Here is a 21197-nt window from a genome sequence, read left to right on the forward strand (position 1 = left end):
AGTTTTTAATAATAAATATGGAGAATGAATACTAAATGAAATTAAGTTTAACAGCGATAAGAGCAGTGGCACAATTTGCTTCAGCATTTAATATTTCAAGTGTCACAGAGCAAAGATTAGTTGATGAAATAAATAATATAAATGAAGAAGATATTATCATCGCTAAGATGATAAGTGAAGAATTAGAAAGCCAAAAAGAATTAACTTTTTATCTTAATCTAAGTGATCAAAGATGAAGAAAATTAAATAGAGACGATATAAAAAGATACCAATGAAAGCTATGACTATTTCTAGATTCTTTAGAAAGAAAAATAATTGAAAAGTTTCCTTCAAAGTTTCCTAACATAAAAGATATTTTAAATGAAGAAAATATAAGAAAAGTTTATAAACTAAATAGAAAAGCATTTAACGAAACCAAAAACAAAATAAAAAATGGCTTAAAGCAAGCTAAACAAAGCGATAAAAAATATTTCAAACAGTTTAAAACCGAAGCTGGAAATGTTAACATTGTTGAAAATGAAATTAATTCTAAGTTTATTGAATATGAATTGAAAAAAGTTTTGGAATTGTGAAATGTACTAAAAAACGAAATATCTCCTTTACAAAAGGAAATTAATGACGCTCTCAATTTGGAGAAGCGCTTATATTGAGCTGCAGTAGGAATGGGAACAATAGCAGCCGGTCTATGAATAGGTAGTTTGTTTTTTCAGCCACTAGCAGTGCCCGCTTTAATAGTTAGTGGCATAACTGCAATTTTAGATAATTTAAGCAATTCAATAGGAAAAACGATAAATGACAATGTTAAAAAATTAAATAAAATATACGAAACAATAAGAAATTTGGGCGGAAAAGATGTTAAAGACTTAAATCTTTCTGAACTTTCTAATATTTTTAGTAACCTAGGATTCTTTGAAGGTGTTGCAATAGGGAAAACAATTGAAACAATTGGAAGTGCGCTAAAAAATCCCGCTATAGAAGCATTGGCTACTAAACTTTCTGTCGCAACTGAAGTATTGTCTATTATGAATAATCTAAATAAGGCAATTCAAGCTTTAGAAAGATGCAACCAAATGTATAAAGAAATAATAAGCACAGAGGGACGCATTAAATCAATAGGAAAAAAATACCAAGATTTAAATAAAGTGGATTGAGTTGTACTTGACGAAACAAAACAAAATGGTCATTACAATGAAGGCGGAACCGGTGGAAAAAATTTGATCTTTAAAAATAGAATAACTAATAAAATATATACCCTTAATGAATTGTTGTCAAAGAGCAATATCGAATTAAAATGAATGAGATTAATGAAAGTTTATAATCCAAGAATTAATGAATATTATATTAGAACACTAAGAAATAAGATAAAAGAAGACAACTTAGGATAAAGCATACCATGAATACAAATGAAGTTTTAATAAATCTAGCATGGATGATACCAACATTTGTTATTTCAATATTAGTACCATTAATACATAGTTTCTTCTTCAGAAATAAACTTATTTATTCGTGAGATTTTTATATTAATAATTTAAAAATTCCTAAACTAACTGCTTTTAATAGACTAAAAGCGTTAAAACATCTTATTATTTTTCAAATATCTTGAACCTTAGCTATTATCTTGGGTTTAATCACTTTGTCAAAATTACTTAAAGACTATTTTTACATTATTTTTTTATGCATGATTTTTCTCGTTATCTTAAGAGTCTATGGGTACGTATCAATAATAACAATGTATAAAAGACTAAAAAAATATTGCTTAGAATACAATAAATTTAACATAGATTATTTTTATGAAAAAGAAGAAGATATCAATTTCATTAGCAAAAATTCATACCTCGCCATAAACATGTTTTTAAAAAATCAAATTAAAATTAAAAATAATAACTTTAAATTTTTTCTAAGCATGAAAAAAATTGAAAAATCACTTAATAAAATTTCTAATCCAAAAAAGAAAGTCGAATATCTTGATGATATTTGCTTTCTTGATGAAGGAATTTCAGAAATAAACAAAATTGCCTTTACTAGAGAAATGATGTCACACCTTCGTTTAACTTTGATTGAAAAGTACGTAACTAACAATTAAGTAAAAAACTTAAGCCGATAAAGGTTTCTATTTAACACTAAAAATTTAAATTACTAGCACTTAGATTGTTGATTCAATTTATGAAAGGCTAGTATTTTTAATAATTTAGCTTACCGTTAGTTAATAATAAGTACTGATAAATACTTTCATTTTAAGAGTGAGAATTACTTTTCATTTATGTTCTTAACATTTTGCTTTAATTAATGACAATTTTCATTGAGAAGGCTTAAAACAATATAAATTCAATAAAATATCCGCATATGAACCATTTTTATTGCACTTCCTATTGTCTTTTTGCCAAATTTAGCGTTTTTTTTTTTTTTTGTAAAATCAACTTGTTACTTTAAAAGGTAACTTAAAAAATAAATATTTATTCGTAAAACTAATTAATTAGAAAAGGAATTCACCTAAATAATGAAAAAGTCTAAAAAAGCACTTAGTTTGTTATTAGCTAGTGTCGGAACAATTTCTTTATTCGCAACTTCAGTAGTAGCGGCAGCTTGCGATGACACCAAAAAGAAACCAGAAGAGCCTAAAAAACCTGAAGAGCCTAAAAAACCTGAGGAACCAAAGAAACCAGAAGAGCCTAAAAAACCTGAGGAACCCAAGAAACCTGAGGAACCAAAAAAACCTGAGGAACCCAAGAAACCTGAGGAACCAAAAAAACCTGAGGAACCAAAAAAACCTGAGGAACCAAAAAAACCTGAAGATCCTAAAAAACAAGAAGAAAAACTAATCAAACTTAATGCACTTAAAAAAGAATTTGAGGCAAAATATAAAGGCCTTGAAGAAAAAATAAAAGATGATAATAAAGAAAATAACAAAAAATTCTTACCAGAAATTGAAGAAGCATTAAATAAAGCTCAAGAAGTTTTAAAAAGTATAGGCGATGAGTTCTATCTTAAAAGCTTCAAAAATTACTTCAAAGAATTAGTTAATAAACTAGAAACTTTAAGGAATAAAGCTGAAGGACCTGAAGAAAAGTTAATCAGATTTAATGCACTTAAAAAAGAATTTGAGGCAAAATATAAAGGCCTTGAAGAAAAAATAAAAGATGATAATAAAGAAAATAACAAAAAATTCTTACCAGAAATTGAAGAAGCATTAAATAAAGCTCAAGAAGTTTTAAAAAGTATAGGCGATGAGTTCTATCTTAAAAGCTTCAAAAATTATTTCAAAGAATTAGTTAATAAGTTAGAATCTTTAAAAAATAAAGCTAAAGCTTAGTATAAAAACAAAAAATTTCGAAATAATCAATTGTTTTTAATAGAAGTTCCTATGTTTTCTGGATACTTCTATTTTTTATCTTTAGATGTATTTTAATATGTTTCTATAGTTTAGATTTTCAATAAAAATTTCTCTTTATATTTTTTATTATTAATAACTTTAAAAAATACGAAAATATTTTAGTTTTTGATTTTATAGCTAGGATTAAACGAATTAATCTCTAAGTAGTAACTATTTTTCTTAAATCACATAAAGCGACTAAATCAAACATGTATGTAACTTATAATTTATATAGGCAAATGGTAAAGAACAATGAAAAATCATTTTAAACTAAAAATGCGGACTATTCGCAATACCAAAGGAACATACATCATTGGAGCGGTTCTTTTAATAATCTTTGCAATATTTTTGGCAATTACTAGTGGCGTTAACTCTTTAATTGATGATAAAAAAAGTGTTAGCAGCCTTGATGTTTTAGCAATAGTAATAGCCATTAGTATATCTCTTGCAATAATAACGACTTCAATTTATTTCACTAATCTTAGTTTCTACGAAGATAAACGAAATGGCATTAATTATTTATTAATATCCAAGCCAACTTCAAAAAAAGCATTATTTTTTAGCACTTATTTTAGTATTTTGATTCCCACTTTGATTATTGCCGCAGCGCTTAACCTTCTTAGCTTAATTTTTCTATTTGCAACTATTAGTGTTAATAAAATTTTGATTTTATATGTGGCAATCGGCATGTTTTTATCAAGTATTTTGCTTTGCTTTTTAATGTGTGCATTTTCATTATTTCTAGCTACAATAGTTAGCTCTAGAATTTTTGTATTTCTTCCATTTTTACCTCTTATTGCATCACTCGTTGCATTTGGATCGACTCCTTTGGCATTTCGTTCTGATTTTACCGAAGGTAATTTTGGTTCAATGATTGCTAGAAAGAATATTGATCATTGAATGCTAATGCCAACTAAGCAAAAAAATGGCGTGCTTGATTTAGATCTTTACAAAGCACATTACGATTATTCAAATAAGCTAAAAAATATTGAAACCATTAGAGAACAATACGCTTACAATGATCAACGTGATCAGTTTTTTCAAACCAAACCTTATGAAGCCAAACAAACTCACAAATTTAGTTACTTTAGTTGAATGTCATTAATCGATCATGTGAGATGAGTAAATAACTTGTTTTTAAAAGAGCGTTTAGATAGTAACCAATATTCACTATTTTATCGTCGCGAGTATGCTATTAATGAAAACTACAAAATGGACGAAATAAATAAAAACGATCTTGAGAAGTATATAAACTTTCGAGCCCCTAATTTAAATAACCAAGTCAAAGACTACATCGTCGCTCAAAAAAGAGTATCTGATGCTAAAAGCTTTCATTTAAGACTAAGATCGAAAAAGCAACAAATTATCAACGCGCTTGACAAAACCCAAGATACTGCAAACAGAGATAAGCTATTGCATAGTTTAAATTGACTTAATAAAATCACTAATTATTTAGACATTTTTAACTCAAAAGAATGAAAAGAGTTGTTAAGCAAAGCTACTAATTTAATATCTTCGCTACCTTTTGGCACTTATCAAGGTGACTTCATTAAAACATATGAAGCTATTTATGAAAAAATTTCTAATTTATTTTTAGAAACTAATTACTTAAACAAACTTATAACGGCCCAACATTCATTAGCACTTTATTTATGTGCTTTATATTACAACCAAAATAAAGATAATTTAAAAAAGATAGGTTTACCATCAATAACTAATAAACCAAGCGAAAATGAAAAAGCACTAATCAAAAAATTCTCAGATCCTAATCCCGGTAACATTGGCATAGACATTGCTGCTAGCTCACTTGTTAATTATTCACTAGTTGAATACGGTCATGACACCATTGCTAAAATAAAGTCAATTAAAAAAATATGAAATGGCTACTATTCAATATTATTTGCCATTTCATTAACTGCATTATTTTTAGTTTTAGGATCATTTACATACAGCAAAAGATTCTTAAAATAAGTGCTATTGTTTATTTTCGTAGTTAAGCTTTAAAACAAAATTAAAAGTTGCAATAGTCTTAGGCACTTCGTATAAATTGCCCTCAGCTCGTTTACTATATATTACTTCTAATTTGCAATTAGTTGTATTGTTTTTATTAAAATTAAAATACTTTTGCTCAGATTTTAAAGTATAAATTCTAGAACGATCATCATCTCTAATTATCAATGCAAAGTTAGAAATTCTAATTACTCCATTTTCTTTTTCAACTCAATAAATATTTCGTGACATAAAATCAAAATCAATTTTTGCCTCATTTTCCTTTTTATATCCTAGTTTATTTAAAAGTTTCCACGGTATTAATGTACAAACATGTGGGCCTCGTTTAAAGTCGGCATAATTAATAAAATTGAAAAATAATTTAGCATTATATTTTTTTGCCAATAAGTAAGCCTCGGCAGTACTAGCAGAAAAAACTAAAGGCATATTTAACTCAAAATAATTCTCAGATGCATCAGTTTGAATTTTGCTTATTCGATAATGGAACCATGAATGTAAAATCTTATTAGAATACTCTTTTTGTTTGTCAACACACGAAGTGACCATTAAAGAGGCAATTGGCATCGTTGCTGGCAATAGAATCGACAAAAATTTCAAAATTTTTTTATTAAAAGGCATTTAAAACATTCCTAAATTCGATAGAACTTTGCCAAATTCTGGGCCAGTATATTTTTTTCCTTTGTATTCAAAATATGTCCTCAATTTCTCACTAGGGCCGTCGTTAGAAATTAATCCAAAATACATACCATGAGTATAAGTGTCCATATTTAAAATTAACTGATTATCTTCATTGCTAGTTCAATTTAAATTACATAGAAATCTTGTAGGGTTATAAGCACCATAAACAGTCACAATATGAGCTGATGGGCGTCCCTCTAGCTTACCATTTGCATCAAATGTAGCACCATAATATCCGGCAAATATTAGTGGCTGTTTTCTTTTTTCTATTCAGTAAAATGGGTCACCAAAAATAGAATATTGTCCAACTTTTTCATAATTCAATCCTTTTTTAAAAGTTAATGCCGCGTCTACTATTTGACTAAGTTGTCATCATCTATCAATTCCTTGTGAAAATCAGGTTCTTTCGTACAAATTCTTTAAGAATTGAGGATTTAAGTCTGGGAATGAATTTTGAATGTTAGAAAAAGATGGACGATTATAGAACTCTAATTTGTTTTGAGCAACATAATTTTTGTACTCAAAATCATTAAAATACCCAGCTTTTTTAAAAATTTCGTTATACATCAAAAGTGTCCCAACACCTATGTAGCCACAAACACCATTTTCAGAATAATATCCTGGCGTAGCGGAGCTACGACGATCTTTAGTATTAGGGTCATAAGGCGAAGTTCAACTTCCGCTAGTATATCCAATTTTCTTTCCATTTGCTAATTTGAATCATCAAGAATGCTCAACTTCATAGGGAGCGTTGATCATTTTTCCAGTTCGATGCCATGGGTCTTTTGGCTGTTCGATTGGTTGAGTGGGCCTTCCCTTGCCATTGCCAGGGGATTTTTCTGAGTCCTTCAATCCACAACTTCGACAATCACGCTCTTTTTTATAATAATCGAATTGACCGAATCCTTTGTATTTTAATTCATATTTGTCATCATTATAATTGTTTAGCATTTTACTTGTAGGTGAAACTTCTTGAATAACTTGAGTAGTTTTGTTAATTAATGAATATCCGCCATTTTTATAAACTACAACAAGGTATTTGACGCCATTAGTATCCTCAACATATCTTTTAAAGAGTACTTCATTCGAATTTGAATTAGTTATTGCATTAAAATCTTGTAAAGCGACGCTTGTTAATTTGTTTTCGCTAATAGCTTCCGAATTTTTCAAAGTATGTTCAACGCAAGAAATCATAGGAAGCGAACACAAAATGGGTATTGATAGCATTGTAATGCTAGTTTTTATTTTCATTCATTTCTCCTGTATTAAAAGTGATTATATTTTCATTTTATAGCCGTACTTGTCATTTAGACGAAAAATCTAATTGCGTATCATTTTATCCCAAACCTTTATATTAGTCCCACTACGGGTCTTCTAAGCTTTTATCTAAGCGAATGTTATAATTATTGTGTTAAAAATATAAGTCAGTTTAAAATAAGAAATTTTATTCTCAAACATGTCTTAATTTCATCATGTTAAAATTTAAATAAGAGAAAAAATAATGAACACTTATTTTCGTATGAAACAACGAATTGTAAGTAAAAGCTTAGGTACTTATTTATTACCTGGAATTTTAATTTTGATTATGACGATTACTTTTCTAGTTTTAACTTTTACTAGAACCATAAAAACCATAGTTGAAAACCAAATCCAATGATTAATTTTTGGGCTTGCTTTTTATGCAATAGTTATTGAAATGATTGTTTGCATTTACTTTATTTTTCTAATTTACTATGACGACAAACGCAATGGAATTAACTTTTTTATGCAAGCTAATAAGATAACGAAAAAACAAAGATTCTTTAGCGATTTTTTTGTTATCTTATTAAATGTATTCGCTATTAATGTAGCATCAATAATAATTAGTGGAATTTTTGTGTTAACTCTTGGAATACATTTTGATCTTACTTTTAAAATTATTCTAATAATTTTGCTTAGCTCAACTCTATTTCTAATTGTTTTTTTACCCTTTAGTTTTTTAATAGCTTTCAAACTATCAACAAAATCGTTTGCCTTAGTTGCAATGTCCCCAATTATTCTAGGGTTTGGCTTTCAAATAATTTTTATTCAAGAAGAAAAAATAGTTAACAGTGACTACCAACTACTCAAAAATAGCATTGAGCAAAAAGCTATTCTATCCGCAAAGCAAGCCAAGAAAAATAAAGCTTTACTTTATGATCGATTAAACTTTGAATATGATAGCGATAAAACTAAAATTGAAAACATAGCTTCAGTTGTCGAGCAACTAAACAACAAGAAAATTTCACCTTATTTTTCTTGAATGTTGCCCACCAAACATATTCGCTATCTAACTGGCCTTTTACTACCTTATCAATACAGCAAAATAGGTGGTGATGAAAACAAATATTTAACTTATCGCAATATTTCTAGTCTACCAACTTTAGAAGATGATGAATTAACCGCAACAAATAGTATAAGTGAACAAGCCAAATATTCATTACTACAACTTGGAATTAGTGACTCAAAATTATTAAGATTAAAAATTAAACAATCAATAGCTAACCTAGAAAAAGAAACTAAAGATCTAGATCTAACAAGTGCTATTAACAACGCTAATGAAAATGACAAAGCAAAACTTAAATTTGAAGTTTCAAAAAGAAAACTAGCAATTGATTATTTAAGTAAAATTAGTGGCTACAAACAAATTTTCGAATCACAGTATTATCAAAAGTTAATTAACTCAAGTTATGACAAAATCAATAGCTTATTACCTTTCAATGAAAGACAAGGAAACATCTTATTAACATATCAAGCAATACTTGAAAAAGTTTTAGGTGGTTTATATGCTAATGATAATGAAAACGCCATTTTGAATAAAGTTCTAATCTCAAAAGAGAGTTTGGCATTATCTTTAACATTTACTTATTATCTTAAAAACAAACAACTAAATAACTTCATGGATTTGGCGCCACTCAAAAAACTAAAAGGTTTAGAAATTGCTAATCTAAATGAATGAAATGATTATAGTAGCGCTTTTCGTGAAAGGTTTAGTAACTCGATTATTAATTACGAGTTAATAGATAAAAGCTACTCGCATTTTAAAGAATATATAGTCCGTGAATATTATTGACCTTCATTATCAGTAATCTTACCATTTGTTTTTAGTTTAATATTATTTTTACGATCATATCGCTCATATCTAAAAAAGGACTTTAATAATGAATAAAATTGAAATAGCATTGTCAAATGAACAAACAAATAAAAAGGATGCTTTAACATTCTTAGAGGTTAGCAAAAAATTTAGGAATAAAGTAGCCTTAGATAAAATAAACTTTAGTGTGAAAGCTGGTGAATTTCATGGTTTCATTGGTTCGAATGGCGCTGGTAAAACCACTACTATTCGTGCGTTACTAGGATATTACAACGACATTGCAGGAGAGATTTTCATTAACGGCATACTATCAACTAAAAAAGAGGCAAAAGCAAAAATTGGGTTTATTCCAGAAATAGCAAACTTTCCTAAAGCGCTTAGCAGTCGCGAGTTTCTTTATTACTTTGCTTGTATGTCAGGGCTTGATAAAAAAATAGCAAAAGTGAAAGTTGAAGAAGCTTTAAAAAAATTTAATATGGACGGTGACGAATTTAAAGGCTCTCCATATTTCTTTTCAAGTGGTCAAAAGAAAAAAATTATGTTGATACAGGCTTTAATTAACGATCCTGAGATTTTAATTTTAGACGAGCCGACTGCTAATTTAGATGTCGCCTCTCGGATTGATTTTTATGAAAAACTAGCAGGCCTTCACAAGCAAGGTAAAACAATTTTTATATCGTCCCACAATTTAGCAGAACTAGAAAAATACGTTGATAGTTTCACCATTATTGAAAGGGGGAATGTTATAATGTCACAATCATTAAAGAAAGACAATCAACAAAATTTCAATTGAACTATTAGCGTGAAGGCTCAAGATATCACTAAATGTCAAAATCTTTTAAAAAATCTAAAAATTAAGTATTTTCTTAATCAAAGCAATAACAGTTTTATATTGTTTTTTGAAGATGATCAAATTAAAAAAACTTTTGTTAATAAAATTACCGCAAATAATATTGAATTTAGCAACTTCTCTGAATATCGCCCTTCACTACAACAACTTTATTTAGAGAATACTAATCTAAAAAATAAATAGAAAATGTCGCACCAAATGAATAATGCGACATTCCCCGATTGAAATATTAAGTGCATCACAAAATGTTGGCTTAATATTTCAATTGGAGATACTAAGAGTAAGTTTTATTCTTTTTTATGTGTTTATGTGGTAAAACGTTCAATAATCGTTTTTATTTTGTACTTAATATTTAATGGCAAAAATTAATATAAAATTAAGATTAGGAGCAATAATGAGAAGAAAAAAAATTACCTTAATTACTAGTGTTTTGGCAACTACGAGTTTACCGTTATTAGCAGCCGCTTGCCAAGACCCAAAAAAAGAGTTTAACGATGTTTTTAACAAATTAACATTGAATGTTAAAAACAAAAATGATTTAACTGTTGATCAAGTCAATGAAAAAAACATAGACATTTCAAATTTTGATAAAAATAAATATGAAATCAAAATTAATAGTTTAGAGAAAAAAGAAACTTCAATCGAGGTTTCTTTAACAATTACGAAAAAAGAGACTGGAGAATCTGCTTCTTTCAAAACTACTATTAATGGTTTTAAGGCTAAAGATGGGTCAAAACCCAAACCCAATAATGGAGGGCAAAGTGATAAACCCGGGGAAAGAAAGCCACTAGATCAAGACAAACATGAACAATTATTGAATGTTTTAGGTTTGGATAAAACCAAGACAATTTCTGAAAATAAAAATAAATTCGCATCAATTAAAAGTGATAATTTCGAATTAACTAAGGTAGCAATACAAAATTATGACGATTCAAAAGGAGTTGGATTAATTTTAGTAAAAGGCAAATACGAAAATAAAGAGTTTGCTGAAACTGAAGTTGAATTAAATGGATTTGCTAAAGTCCTAAGCGAAAATTATGATAGCGTCAATATAGAACTTAGAAAAGATCTAATGATCACTAATAACAAAAAAATTGAAGATTTAACTGCCTTGGAACCGAACGAACTTGTTAAATATTTAAAAATAACATTAATAAAAAGCGGTGTAGCAACAGAATTTATTCCAAGTTCAAATTATGAAATGAAACTTCTAACGTTAAATAAAAGCGGAAATAGTTACCAAGCTAACATGACTTTGGCGGCCAAAATAAAAATTTTTAAAAATGGTAATGAACAGATCGAAGAAAAACAACTAATTTCACAAGCGAGAATTGCTATTAGAAATACCGAAATTTCAAACGAAGATATTTTGAATAGTTTTCTTGCCAAAATTAAACAAAAATCAATTGAACAAGATAGATATGCATCCTCGTATATTGCTGATTTTAATAAAAACATTCCTTTTATTCACCATCTTTTAGAATTGGAAGATAAATACGAAAAACACTTTGGAAGTGACAAACCTATCAAAATGAGCGTTATAAACGCTTCGGCTAATGATATTCAAGGCAAAATTTACCTATCTTATAAATTAGAATCTGAAGATGAGGTAAATAATAAGACATATTCTTCAAAACCAGTAACAACTGTGATTGAAGGGTTTGCTAAAGTAAATGAGTCTGAGTTGAAAAAAATTGGTGTTGGACATAAAACAGAAAAATGGAAATCAGACAATCTTAAGCAAGAATTAAAAGAATTATTCACACAAAATGGACAAAATACTAATTTTGAAATAACAAAAGATAGGTTCTGGTTTAAATAAACTTAAAAAAATATTTGCATCTCAAGAATGAATAGCAATTAAAAATAAAGATGATTCTGCAGAAACCAAATTTGAAAACGTATATTGAAGTATTCTTTACAACGGCGTAGACTTCTCTCAAGTTTATGACTCTGACAATTTCATGCTAAAAGAAAATACACACAGCAAATATCAAATTAAAAGTTTAAGATTATCACCAACTAGATTTTATAATTTTTCCATTAAAGATAAGCGTCTTACTTGCAAATTTGAATTTAAAATGTCAATAGAAATTTCGGCCGCCGATGGTGAACAATCTACAAATACTAATATTGTTGAAACTACAATTAGTCACACAATAAGTTATAGCTTTTAAGGTTTGATTTTCTTTAAACTTAATTAAAAAATGAATTAAAATCGCCCTAAAACAACTAAAAGTTTTAGGGTTTTTTATACTAAAAATCGATTGATACGAATTTGATTTCGATAAATTAAATAGAATCGGTTCAAATGACGCCAGTAAAATTACTACCATTCGCGCATTGTTAGGATATTACAATGACATTACAAGAAAAATTTTCATTAACTGCATGTTATCGACCAAAAAGATACAAAAAGGAAAATTGGTTGTATTCCAAAAATAGCAAATTTTCCTAAAGCACTTAGCAGCCGCGAGTTTCTTTATTACTTTGCTTGTATGTTAGGGCTTGATAAAAAAATAGCAAAAGCCAGAATTGAAGAAGCCTTAAAAAAATTTAATATAGACGGTGACGAATTTAAGAAATCACCATATTTCTTTTCAAGTGGTCAAAAGAAAAATATGTCAATACAAGCCTTAATTAACGATCCCAAGGTTCTAATTTTAGACGAGGAAGTTGTCAATTTAGATGTTGCTTCCCTAACTGATTTTATGAAACAATGGTACACTTTCATAAGCGAGGTAAAACAATTTTTATATTGTTTCACAATTTGACAAAGCTAGAAAAATAAGTCGATAGTTTCACTGTTATTGAAAATAGCAATGTTGTAGCATCACAATCATTAAAGAAAGATAATCGACAAAATTTCAATTGAACTATTAGCGTGAAGGTCCAAGATATTGCTAAATGTCAAGATCTTTTAGAAAATCCACAAATTAAGTATTTTTTCAATCAAAACAATAACAATTTTTATCGGTGTTTTAAAACGATGAAATTAAAAAGACTTTAGTTAATAAAATTAAGGCAAATCATATTTAATTTAATAACCTAGTCGAATATTGCTCATTGCAGCGGCTTTATTTGGAAAATACCAATTCTAAAAAATAAACAAAAAAATGTCACGTTAAACGAATAACGCGGCATTTTTTGTTTTTAATAAAGCAAGGTGAGTTTAGAAATCGCCAAGTATTTAAAACTATTATTTACCTTTTTCTTCTGCTTTTTCAACTTGATCAACGGCATTTAGGATTGATGCATCATCACTAAATTTGCTATAGTCAAATTTAGCATCAGGATCAACACCCCCTTCAATTTGAGTTCATTTTACAGTGCCGTCAGGGTTTTTGTCTTTAACAACAGCAACATAGTTTGAACTAATTGTTACATTAGTACCATCAGCTAATACTAAAGGTAGAATCGCTGACATACCACCACCAGATTTTTGACCAATGACTTTAGCAAAACCTTGGTTTCTAACAAGCGATACCATTTGATTAGCGGCTGAGAAAGTGTTAATTCCACTTAGGACATATCATTTATATTGTGGAAAACCATCTTTATCGTCATATTTGTCATCACCATTAGTGTCGATGTTGGCGTAACGTTCATACACTCATTGGTTTAGAATTTCTTGATCTCACATATAAATTGGTTTATTAGTCATAAAACCAATAACTTTTCACATGGCAACAATTGTTCCGCCGCCATTCAATGAAAGATCGAGAGTAACTTTTTTGATTTTTCCACCATTTTTCTTATTGTATTCTTCAATCTTTTCCATTGCTTTTTTCATGTAAGAATAAGAATCGTGTTTTCAAGCATCGGGACCTTTAAGTTGTTCAATTGTTCCAACAGTGAAGCTATTTAGAGTAATAATTGCCATATCATTGTGAAATCTAACCATTTTTTCATCATCGCTTAGATTTCTATTTTTGCGTTGCTCAGCAAGTTGTTTTCTCACCTTGGTATGTTCTTTTCTCGCTGGTGAGCTTAGTCTTTCTTCATATTCGGATGACAAAAGATTGTCGTTTTCGCTTGCATAAGCACTAGTAGATGTCATTCTTGTGTGAAGTTCATCTAAAGTTTTGTGGAAGATATTCAAATAAGCATCGTTATTGTCTTTAACGTTTCTCGAAAGGATTTTTTTCTTAATGTCATCACTTAAAGTTTTGCCAAAATCGGTAATATTTTTATGATTTCTTAAGCCATAGAAATAATCCATTGCTCAATTTAGATGTGCTAAAGTTTCTTTACGAATTTCTTCAGGAGCTTCAGTGCCAGAAAAGGCACCTTTTTTCAATTTCAATCATTCGGAGTCACGATCATTTCCTGCGTAATCAACACCAAAGAAACTGGTACCATTGAAATAAGTGTTGTAGTAGTTTTGCGAGCAGAACAAGGTATTAAACACTGAATATGGAATTAATACTTTATTTTTGCCATCCTTATCTTTGTGATTGATCATTTCAAGACCGTATTTTTTAAGGTCAAAAACCAAATTTGTTAATGGTTTAGGAACATGGTAAATTTTTTCTCCACCTTGTTTCACAAATTGATCGTAATTAGTTCTTTGTGAAGACTTTGTAAAGTTAAAAGCATCCGTTCCTGTATCTGAAGATATTGTTCCGTTTTTAGCATCAAAAATTAATTTGTGTGCTCTACCATCGTGTATTAAAGTAGTCATTTGGAGAGTTTGAGTAGCTTCATCTCATTCAACTTTATAAGATTTGAGGTCAAATAAACCTGAAAGAGTTTTTACAAACTGATCGGGATCAACAAACAAGTTTTTCTTGTCACCCTTGTAGTATCCTTTAATTTTTCCTTCTTTGATAGTGTAGTTATCATCGTAGTTCTTAAAATCATATTCTTGTTCGGTAATTGTTTGTTCTTTTGGAGTGTCGGGGGTTTTTCTTGTTTTTTTGAATCCGCTAATGGTTAATGTTGTAGTCCTTTTAGTACCACTACTTTTTTCGGTTAAAGTTAAAGTGACTTTTAGACCAGTTTCACCTTCTGGTTCAACTTTATCAATACTTATATCATAAGCATCTTTGTTAAAACCGCTTGTTTTAATATCGCTTGTTTTAATATCTTTTGCAACTTTTGTGCCCTTGTTTTCTACGTCGACCGTAACTTTTTTAAGCTCTTGATCTATAGTTTGCGTACACGATATTGCTATCATCGGCATTGCCACAGCTGGTGTAGCACAAACTGTAGCAAACAACCATTTTCAGTTTTTTTTCATTTTTTCTCCTAAAATATTTATCTCATATTTTTCTATACCACACAAACTACTGCCCAAAAGTAAAAAATTATTAATTGAAGCAAAATTGTTAAGTTCAACATGCGAAAAAATAACTATCGATGATCAACAAAACAGATAAATGAATTAAAGTGCTATAATTATCACGTTTTTAGCTTATAGGCATGTCTTTCCATTACTAAAAGATAATTTCAAAAAATAATAAAATGTTTAAACTCTCTCATTGAGAATTAAATGTGCGTTTTTTTGCTAAATAAATTTCTAAAAAATGAATGTTTTGCTAAGATTGTTAATACTTAAGAAATGAAGTCAAATTAGATTAGGTTTGTCAAAATAATCAAAAACAATTTTTTATGTTGTTTTATTGAATCAAAACAATTTTAATTTCGAACTTAGCAAAGTTACAATGCAATTTTAGTTTATAAATAATCTTTCTTGGATTTTGTATAAAGTAGCTAGAATAGGATAAAAAATGAATATTTTAATTAAAAATGCCAAAGTGCTAACTAATAATGAAAACTTTGATATTTTGGAAAATGCCCTTGTTTATATTAAAGAAAATCGCATTTTCTACGTTGGTAATGAACCGCAAAAGTTAAAAGTTAATAAGATAATTGATGCTAAAAATAATTTGGTAATGCCGGGACTAATTAACTGTCATACACATATTGGAATGGGAATTTTTCGTAATTATGGCAATGATGTTTCTTTAGAAGAATGGCTATATAAATATATTTTTCCAATCGAAGATCAACTTGAGGCCGATGATGTTTATTACTCTTCATTGCTGTCAATGGCGGAGATGATTTCGACTGGTACTACTTCATTTATTGATATGTACTTTTTTATTGATGAAATTGCCAAAGCTGCTGAAAAGATTGGTATGCGAGGAATTATTAGCCTAGGATTAACTCACGACAACATTGATAATAAATTAAAAATAGTGGAAGATTTTTACTATAAGTGACATAATAAGGCGAATGGCCGTATTCAAACCATGGTTGCTCCTCATGCCGTTTATACTAATGATAAAGAAGATTTAAAAAAAGCAATTTCGCTTGCAAAAAAACTAAGTCTAGGAATTAACATACATTTAAATGAATCTAAAACTGAAGTTGAAAATTCCATAAAGGAACATGGCAAAAGCCCTTTAGAATATGTTCATGATTTAAAAATGACTGATCAACACTTAATTGCCGCTCATTGCGTTTGATTATCTGATAAGGAAAAAGTGATAGCCAAAGAAAAAGATGTCATTTTAGTGCACAATCCTGTTTCCAATCTTAAACTTGCTAGTGGCATTATGAATGTGCAAGACAATTTAAATTGAAAACTAAATGTTTCATTGGGCACTGACGGAGTTGCTTCTAATAACAATCTTGACATGTTTGAAGAAATGAAATTCGCTTCATTACTTGCTAAAGGAATCTCATCAAATCCCCGCAATCTTGATGCAAAAAGTACTATTAAAATGGCTACTTTAGCTGGTGCCAGGGCTTTACAAAAAGAACATGAACTAGGAAAAATTGAGCAAGGTTATTTAGCTGATCTAATTATTATTGATCTTAACAATATTACACATAGCCCTAATGTTGATATTTTGGCTTCTTTAGTTTATTCAACTTCAGGAAACGATGTTATTACCACAATTATTGATGGCAATATAGTATATGAGAATCGACAATTTAAAAACATTGAAATTGACTTTATTATAAAAAAATGTAATGAAATTTTTAAAAAGTTAAAAAGCAAAATTGATAGCAAGGCAAGTGACGACTAGACATATAAGATATATGTCGTAGTTTCATAATGGCACCTTCATTTAAAAGTGAGATTCTAAATTGAAAATTAGCAATTAAATTTAAAATTAAAAATCTTTTTTACAATAAAAAAGTATTTTTTGTAAATAAGTCGCTAGAATTGAAGTTACATTGAATACTGGAAAAGGAAAGAAATATGAAGAAAAAAACAAAAATTTTATTTATTTCAACTCTATCATTAGCATTTACAACTGCTAGTTTTTTGATGTCTTGTAAAACCGAGATCTCTAATGCCAAAAAAAACTTAATTGCAAAAATTAATGAGCTTGAGGCACTGAAATCTCGACATGAAAGTGTCTCTTCATTAATAGAAGAAAAACTAAAATATGCTAATAACATTTTAAATAATTTTGAAGCAAGAGATAGTGATTTTTTAACTTTAATTAATGATTTAGATGATTTTATGAAAAAAATTGTTAATGGTCAAAATAAGCAAAATGAAAAGCAAGATTTTATACCCAATCAAAAAGAATCCAATCAAACGCCAGATGATAGTAAAGTTAAAAAAGACGACAATAAACTTAATCAACCCGAAGATCAAAATTTAGAAAAACAAATACAATCAAATCCTAACGATGTTAAATTTGAAAAGCATGAAGATCACATAGAAAGAAACACTAACTTAGAAAAAGCCGATATTTCTGCTCCTTACTATTCAATAAAAGACGAATATTTAATGAGTTACAACAATCAAGCAAATTTCAATCTTTGTTGAGCTTTTTCTAGTACAAAAGCTTTAGAAACCACCTTAATGAAACATCAAAATGAACTTTACAAAATTTCTGAAGCCGGTCTTGATATGCAAAGATATCAATATAGTGAAAAAGTTGGGGCCGGTGGAAGATTTATTGAAACAACATGAGCCCTTTTGGGGAGGGCATATAACTCTGATGGAAGCCGTAAAAAACTAGAATCTGTCAATGGTTTTTTATTAGAAAATGATTTTCCAACCCATGCTTTGTATCATATAAATGAAAACCGTAAAGTTTATTATGAAAAGTTTCTAAAATCGAGATATATCACAAATTCTCATTATTTAGTTAAGCAAAAGAGATATATAGCAAATGAAATCGAGCAAATTAAAAAGCATCTAAAAACTCAAGGTAGTCTTTATGTTGGTGTAGGTGACTTCGGTTGACTACAACACAACACGCACACTCAAAAAATAAACGAGCAAAAGCAAACCAAAATTGAAAAGAAAATATCAGATATTACTAAAATGAGTTTGGGTGTGCCAGTCAAATATGACCATGCCGTAGCTATAATCGGATGGGACGATAACTACACAGTTACAGGCACTAATAAAAAGGGTGCGTGAATTATAATGAATAGCTGAAATAACGACATTTGATACTTATCATACGATTTTTATAAACATATGAACACTGATTATGCTATACATGGATTTGTTTATCGCAAACCTAAAGTACTAATCTCGCATAGTGATCAAAAAATCACAATTACCGACGCGGGGGCCGCTGACTCTGCTAATAATTTTCAATATCACACTAAGGAATCAAAAACTACCAATGTTTTTGAATATAAAAAAGGTGTTGATATTAAATACTCAGTAAACAAAGAGATTGCCAATAATTTTCTTAAAATGAACATCAAAATCTATAATCAAGGAAAAGATATTACTGAACAATTTGAAATTAATGGCGATGGCAATCAAACAACTTATCAAGTAAAATCAAAATCTAAGGACATTGCTCATGGATCATATAGAGTTGTTTTAGAATACGAATATATTGATAAGGAAACGCAAAAAACAGTTTCTTTCACGGAGAATCGCCAGCTTTTTGTTTGAACTGGTGCCGGAAGAGTGTTACAAAGTACAAGTTATGATATTTATAGTAACAGCAAAAAAAATTATCCTTTAACTAAACGATTTTATAGTTTTGCCCACACCGATGAAGAGTTCACAGTCTATAATATTGCTGGCTATCGTAGTTGAATTAACTATAGTTATGGGCCCGAAACCAAAGCTCATTATTTCAAAATTGAAGGCGAAAATGGAACAAGCGAAATTAACGCAAACGGCTTTACAAAGTATTTAAAAGAACTATCAGAAAATGAGGGCGAAAAGTTATACACATTAAAAGTTTATGATCAAGCTAATAATGTCTTAGAAGAAAACAAACTTAGAATGTTTATGTTAAAAGATGGATATGGCACTAATCTTTTTTCGCTTTTAACAATTACTAATGGCAACAACACCAAATACAAAAATCAATATATCAATCGTCCTTTCAATAGTGAAAGTAATTCAAAATTCTTTAAATATGAGCTAGAAACACTTGATGATCCCAAATTTATCAAATATGTTTATTATGATAAGAATGGTAATAAAAAAGATCTTCCAAAAGACACTAAAACTAATAAATATTACATTGACTATAAATTAGTAGCAGAAAATAAACACGAAGCTAAAAACGATTATCAAACCGATAATAATATAGATTATTATCAATATTCATTGTTAATTATTCCTGAGTTTAAATAAAAAGCAACCTTTGGAGATTGCTTCTCCGATTGAACTATTGAATGCAACTTTTTTAAGTTGCATTTTTCGGTATTTGACAAATCATTTTGATTTACATTTAATAAATAATAAAATCTATTTAACCTATGACGAAAAATTGATTTAAAAAATTTTGCTTTGAAATTTTATTTACAAAAGCATATTTAAAAAAAATATCCTTTAAAGTAATTTTTATTGCAAAATTACTCATTAATTTGCCAAATCAAGCATTTTTTTTTTTTTGTATGATTGATCTGTTACTTGAAATTTATTAAAACAGGTAACTCCGAAATAAATATTTATCTATGTAAAAACTAATTAATTAGAAAAGGAATTCACAATAAAATAATGAAAAAGTCAAAAAAAGCACTTAGCTTATTATTAGCTAGTGTTTTAGGAACCACTTTATTTGCAACTTCAGTTGTAGCAGCCGCTTGTGATAATACTGAAAATAAACCTGAGGAACCTAAGAAACCTGAAAGTGAAACACCTAAGAAACCTGAAAGTGAAACACCTAAGAAACCTGAAAGTGAAACACCTAAGAAACCTGAAAGTGAAACACCTAAGAAACCTGAAGGTGAAACACCTAAGAAACCTGAAGGTGAAACACCTAAGACCTAAGAAACCTGAAGGTGAAACACCTAAGAAACCTGAAGGTGAAACACCTAAGAAACCTGAAGGTGAAACACCTAAGAAACCTGAAGGTGAAACACCTAAGAAACCTGAAGGTGAAACACCTAAGAAACCTGAAGGTGAAACACCTAAGAAACCTGAAAGTGAAACACCTAAGAAACCTGAAGGTGAAACACCTAAGAAACCTGAAGGTGAAACACCTAAGAAACCTGAAGGTGAAACACCTAAGAAACCTGAAGGTGAAACACCTAAGAAACCTGAAGGTGAAACACCTAAGAAACCTGAAGGTGAAACACCTAAGAAACCTGAAGGTGAAACACCTAAGAAACCTGAAGGTGAAACCACTGATTCTAATCCCAACGATTCTTCATCTTTGAGTGTTATTGATGAAGAAGAACCTTCTGAAAATTGAACGGAAGGCTGAATTACAACTACAGAGTAAAATATATACCTCAATCAAAAAATGAATGCAACTCGACCAAGTTGCATTTTTTGATAATTAGTAAAGTATTTTGGTTTGCATTTAAAGAAAAATAAAATTACTTAGTCTACAACAAAAAATTAGCTTAAAAAATTCTAATTCTAAATATTAAATAATGCATTTTCATATTGCCAATAATTTACAATGAAAATATTCATTAATTCGTCATATCAAGCTTTTTTTGTATGATTAACCTATTACTTAGATAAGATAACTAAAAAAAATATTTATCCATGTAAAAACTAATTAATTAGAAAAGGAAATTCAAATAATAATGAAAACATCTAAAAAGGCATTTGACCTATTTGAAGCGGTTTCTCTTCAATAGTAGCTGTATCTCGTGACAGTACTAAGAATAAACCTAATTGAATGTTTTCTATAAAAAATTAATTTAAAAAATGTTAAGACGCTCGTCTCGATGCTTAACATTTTAATCATTAATAAATATATGTTTTTTAA

15 protein-coding genes are annotated in these 21197 nt (G+C 28.9%); 12 read left to right on the plus strand and 3 right to left on the minus strand.

Annotated elements, in window-relative coordinates; all coding sequences use genetic code 4:
• Positions 1 to 35: 35 nt before the first annotated feature.
• The 4 genes from EXC42_RS06200 (at position 36) to EXC42_RS06205 (ending at position 5341) form a co-directional block, all read left to right on the plus strand.
• Positions 36 to 1385: a hypothetical protein gene (locus EXC42_RS06200; RefSeq protein WP_012498325.1), complete on the plus strand. Its 1350-nt coding sequence runs from the start codon at positions 36 to 38 to the stop codon at positions 1383 to 1385.
• Between the two features lie 344 nt (positions 1386 to 1729).
• Positions 1730 to 2083, plus strand: coding sequence for a hypothetical protein (locus tag EXC42_RS02070; protein ID WP_041914100.1), 354 nt, complete (start codon positions 1730 to 1732; stop codon positions 2081 to 2083).
• 414 nt (positions 2084 to 2497) lie between these two features.
• On the plus strand, positions 2498 to 3310 hold the full coding sequence (locus EXC42_RS03295; protein ID WP_012498327.1) for a hypothetical protein: 813 nt from the start codon (positions 2498 to 2500) through the stop codon (positions 3308 to 3310).
• 312 nt (positions 3311 to 3622) lie between these two features.
• Positions 3623 to 5341, plus strand: a complete 1719-nt coding sequence (locus EXC42_RS06205) for an ABC-2 transporter permease (RefSeq protein ID WP_012498328.1) — start codon at positions 3623 to 3625, stop codon at positions 5339 to 5341.
• 3 nt (positions 5342 to 5344) lie between these two features.
• Here the strand turns inward: EXC42_RS06205 and EXC42_RS06210 are convergent, their stop codons facing one another.
• Both EXC42_RS06210 and EXC42_RS06215 read right to left on the minus strand, forming a co-directional pair.
• On the minus strand, positions 5345 to 5998 hold the full coding sequence (locus EXC42_RS06210) for a hypothetical protein (protein WP_012498329.1): 654 nt from the start codon (positions 5996 to 5998) through the stop codon (positions 5345 to 5347).
• Complete coding sequence (locus EXC42_RS06215) at positions 5999 to 7309, minus strand: putative cysteine peptidase (RefSeq protein ID WP_012498330.1); 1311 nt, start codon at positions 7307 to 7309, stop codon at positions 5999 to 6001.
• Positions 7310 to 7577: 268 nt separating this feature from the next.
• On the opposite strand from EXC42_RS06215, the gene EXC42_RS06220 reads away from it, so the two are divergent.
• The 4 genes from EXC42_RS06220 to EXC42_RS02110 all read left to right on the plus strand — a co-directional run bounded on the left by EXC42_RS06220 (position 7578) and on the right by EXC42_RS02110 (position 12803).
• Positions 7578 to 9245, plus strand: a complete 1668-nt coding sequence (locus EXC42_RS06220) for an ABC transporter permease (protein ID WP_129648908.1) — start codon at positions 7578 to 7580, stop codon at positions 9243 to 9245.
• Positions 9238 to 10203: an ABC transporter ATP-binding protein gene (locus EXC42_RS06225; RefSeq protein WP_012498333.1), complete on the plus strand. Its 966-nt coding sequence runs from the start codon at positions 9238 to 9240 to the stop codon at positions 10201 to 10203. The genes EXC42_RS06220 and EXC42_RS06225 overlap by 8 nt, the downstream gene beginning before the upstream one ends.
• Positions 10204 to 10414: 211 nt before the next feature.
• Positions 10415 to 11842, plus strand: coding sequence for a hypothetical protein (locus EXC42_RS02105; protein ID WP_129648911.1), 1428 nt, complete (start codon positions 10415 to 10417; stop codon positions 11840 to 11842).
• Positions 11843 to 12416: 574 nt separating this feature from the next.
• Complete coding sequence (locus EXC42_RS02110; protein WP_269076325.1) at positions 12417 to 12803, plus strand: ATP-binding cassette domain-containing protein; 387 nt, start codon at positions 12417 to 12419, stop codon at positions 12801 to 12803.
• Between the two features lie 416 nt (positions 12804 to 13219).
• Here the strand turns inward: EXC42_RS02110 and EXC42_RS02115 are convergent, their stop codons facing one another.
• Entirely contained in the window at positions 13220 to 15262 is a 2043-nt protein-coding gene (locus EXC42_RS02115; RefSeq protein WP_012498336.1) for a S41 family peptidase, read from the minus strand.
• 490 nt (positions 15263 to 15752) lie between these two features.
• On the opposite strand from EXC42_RS02115, the gene EXC42_RS02120 reads away from it, so the two are divergent.
• From EXC42_RS02120 to EXC42_RS02130, 4 genes are all read left to right on the plus strand, one after another.
• Positions 15753 to 17060 (plus strand): amidohydrolase, encoded by a 1308-nt coding sequence (locus EXC42_RS02120; RefSeq protein WP_012498337.1) that lies wholly within the window; start codon positions 15753 to 15755, stop codon positions 17058 to 17060.
• Between the two features lie 176 nt (positions 17061 to 17236).
• On the plus strand, positions 17237 to 19606 hold the full coding sequence (locus tag EXC42_RS06230; RefSeq protein WP_012498338.1) for a C1 family peptidase: 2370 nt from the start codon (positions 17237 to 17239) through the stop codon (positions 19604 to 19606).
• A gap of 366 nt (positions 19607 to 19972) precedes the next feature.
• Positions 19973 to 20245: a hypothetical protein gene (locus EXC42_RS03225; protein WP_197722500.1), complete on the plus strand. Its 273-nt coding sequence runs from the start codon at positions 19973 to 19975 to the stop codon at positions 20243 to 20245.
• Positions 20226 to 20699, plus strand: coding sequence for a hypothetical protein (locus EXC42_RS02130; RefSeq protein ID WP_165169444.1), 474 nt, complete (start codon positions 20226 to 20228; stop codon positions 20697 to 20699). Before EXC42_RS03225 ends, EXC42_RS02130 begins: the two co-directional genes overlap by 20 nt.
• Positions 20700 to 21197 lie beyond the last annotated feature (498 nt).

It is taken from the genome of Metamycoplasma arthritidis, assembly GCF_900660715.1.
GTDB lineage: Bacteria > Bacillota_I > Bacilli_A > Mycoplasmatales > Metamycoplasmataceae > Metamycoplasma > Metamycoplasma arthritidis.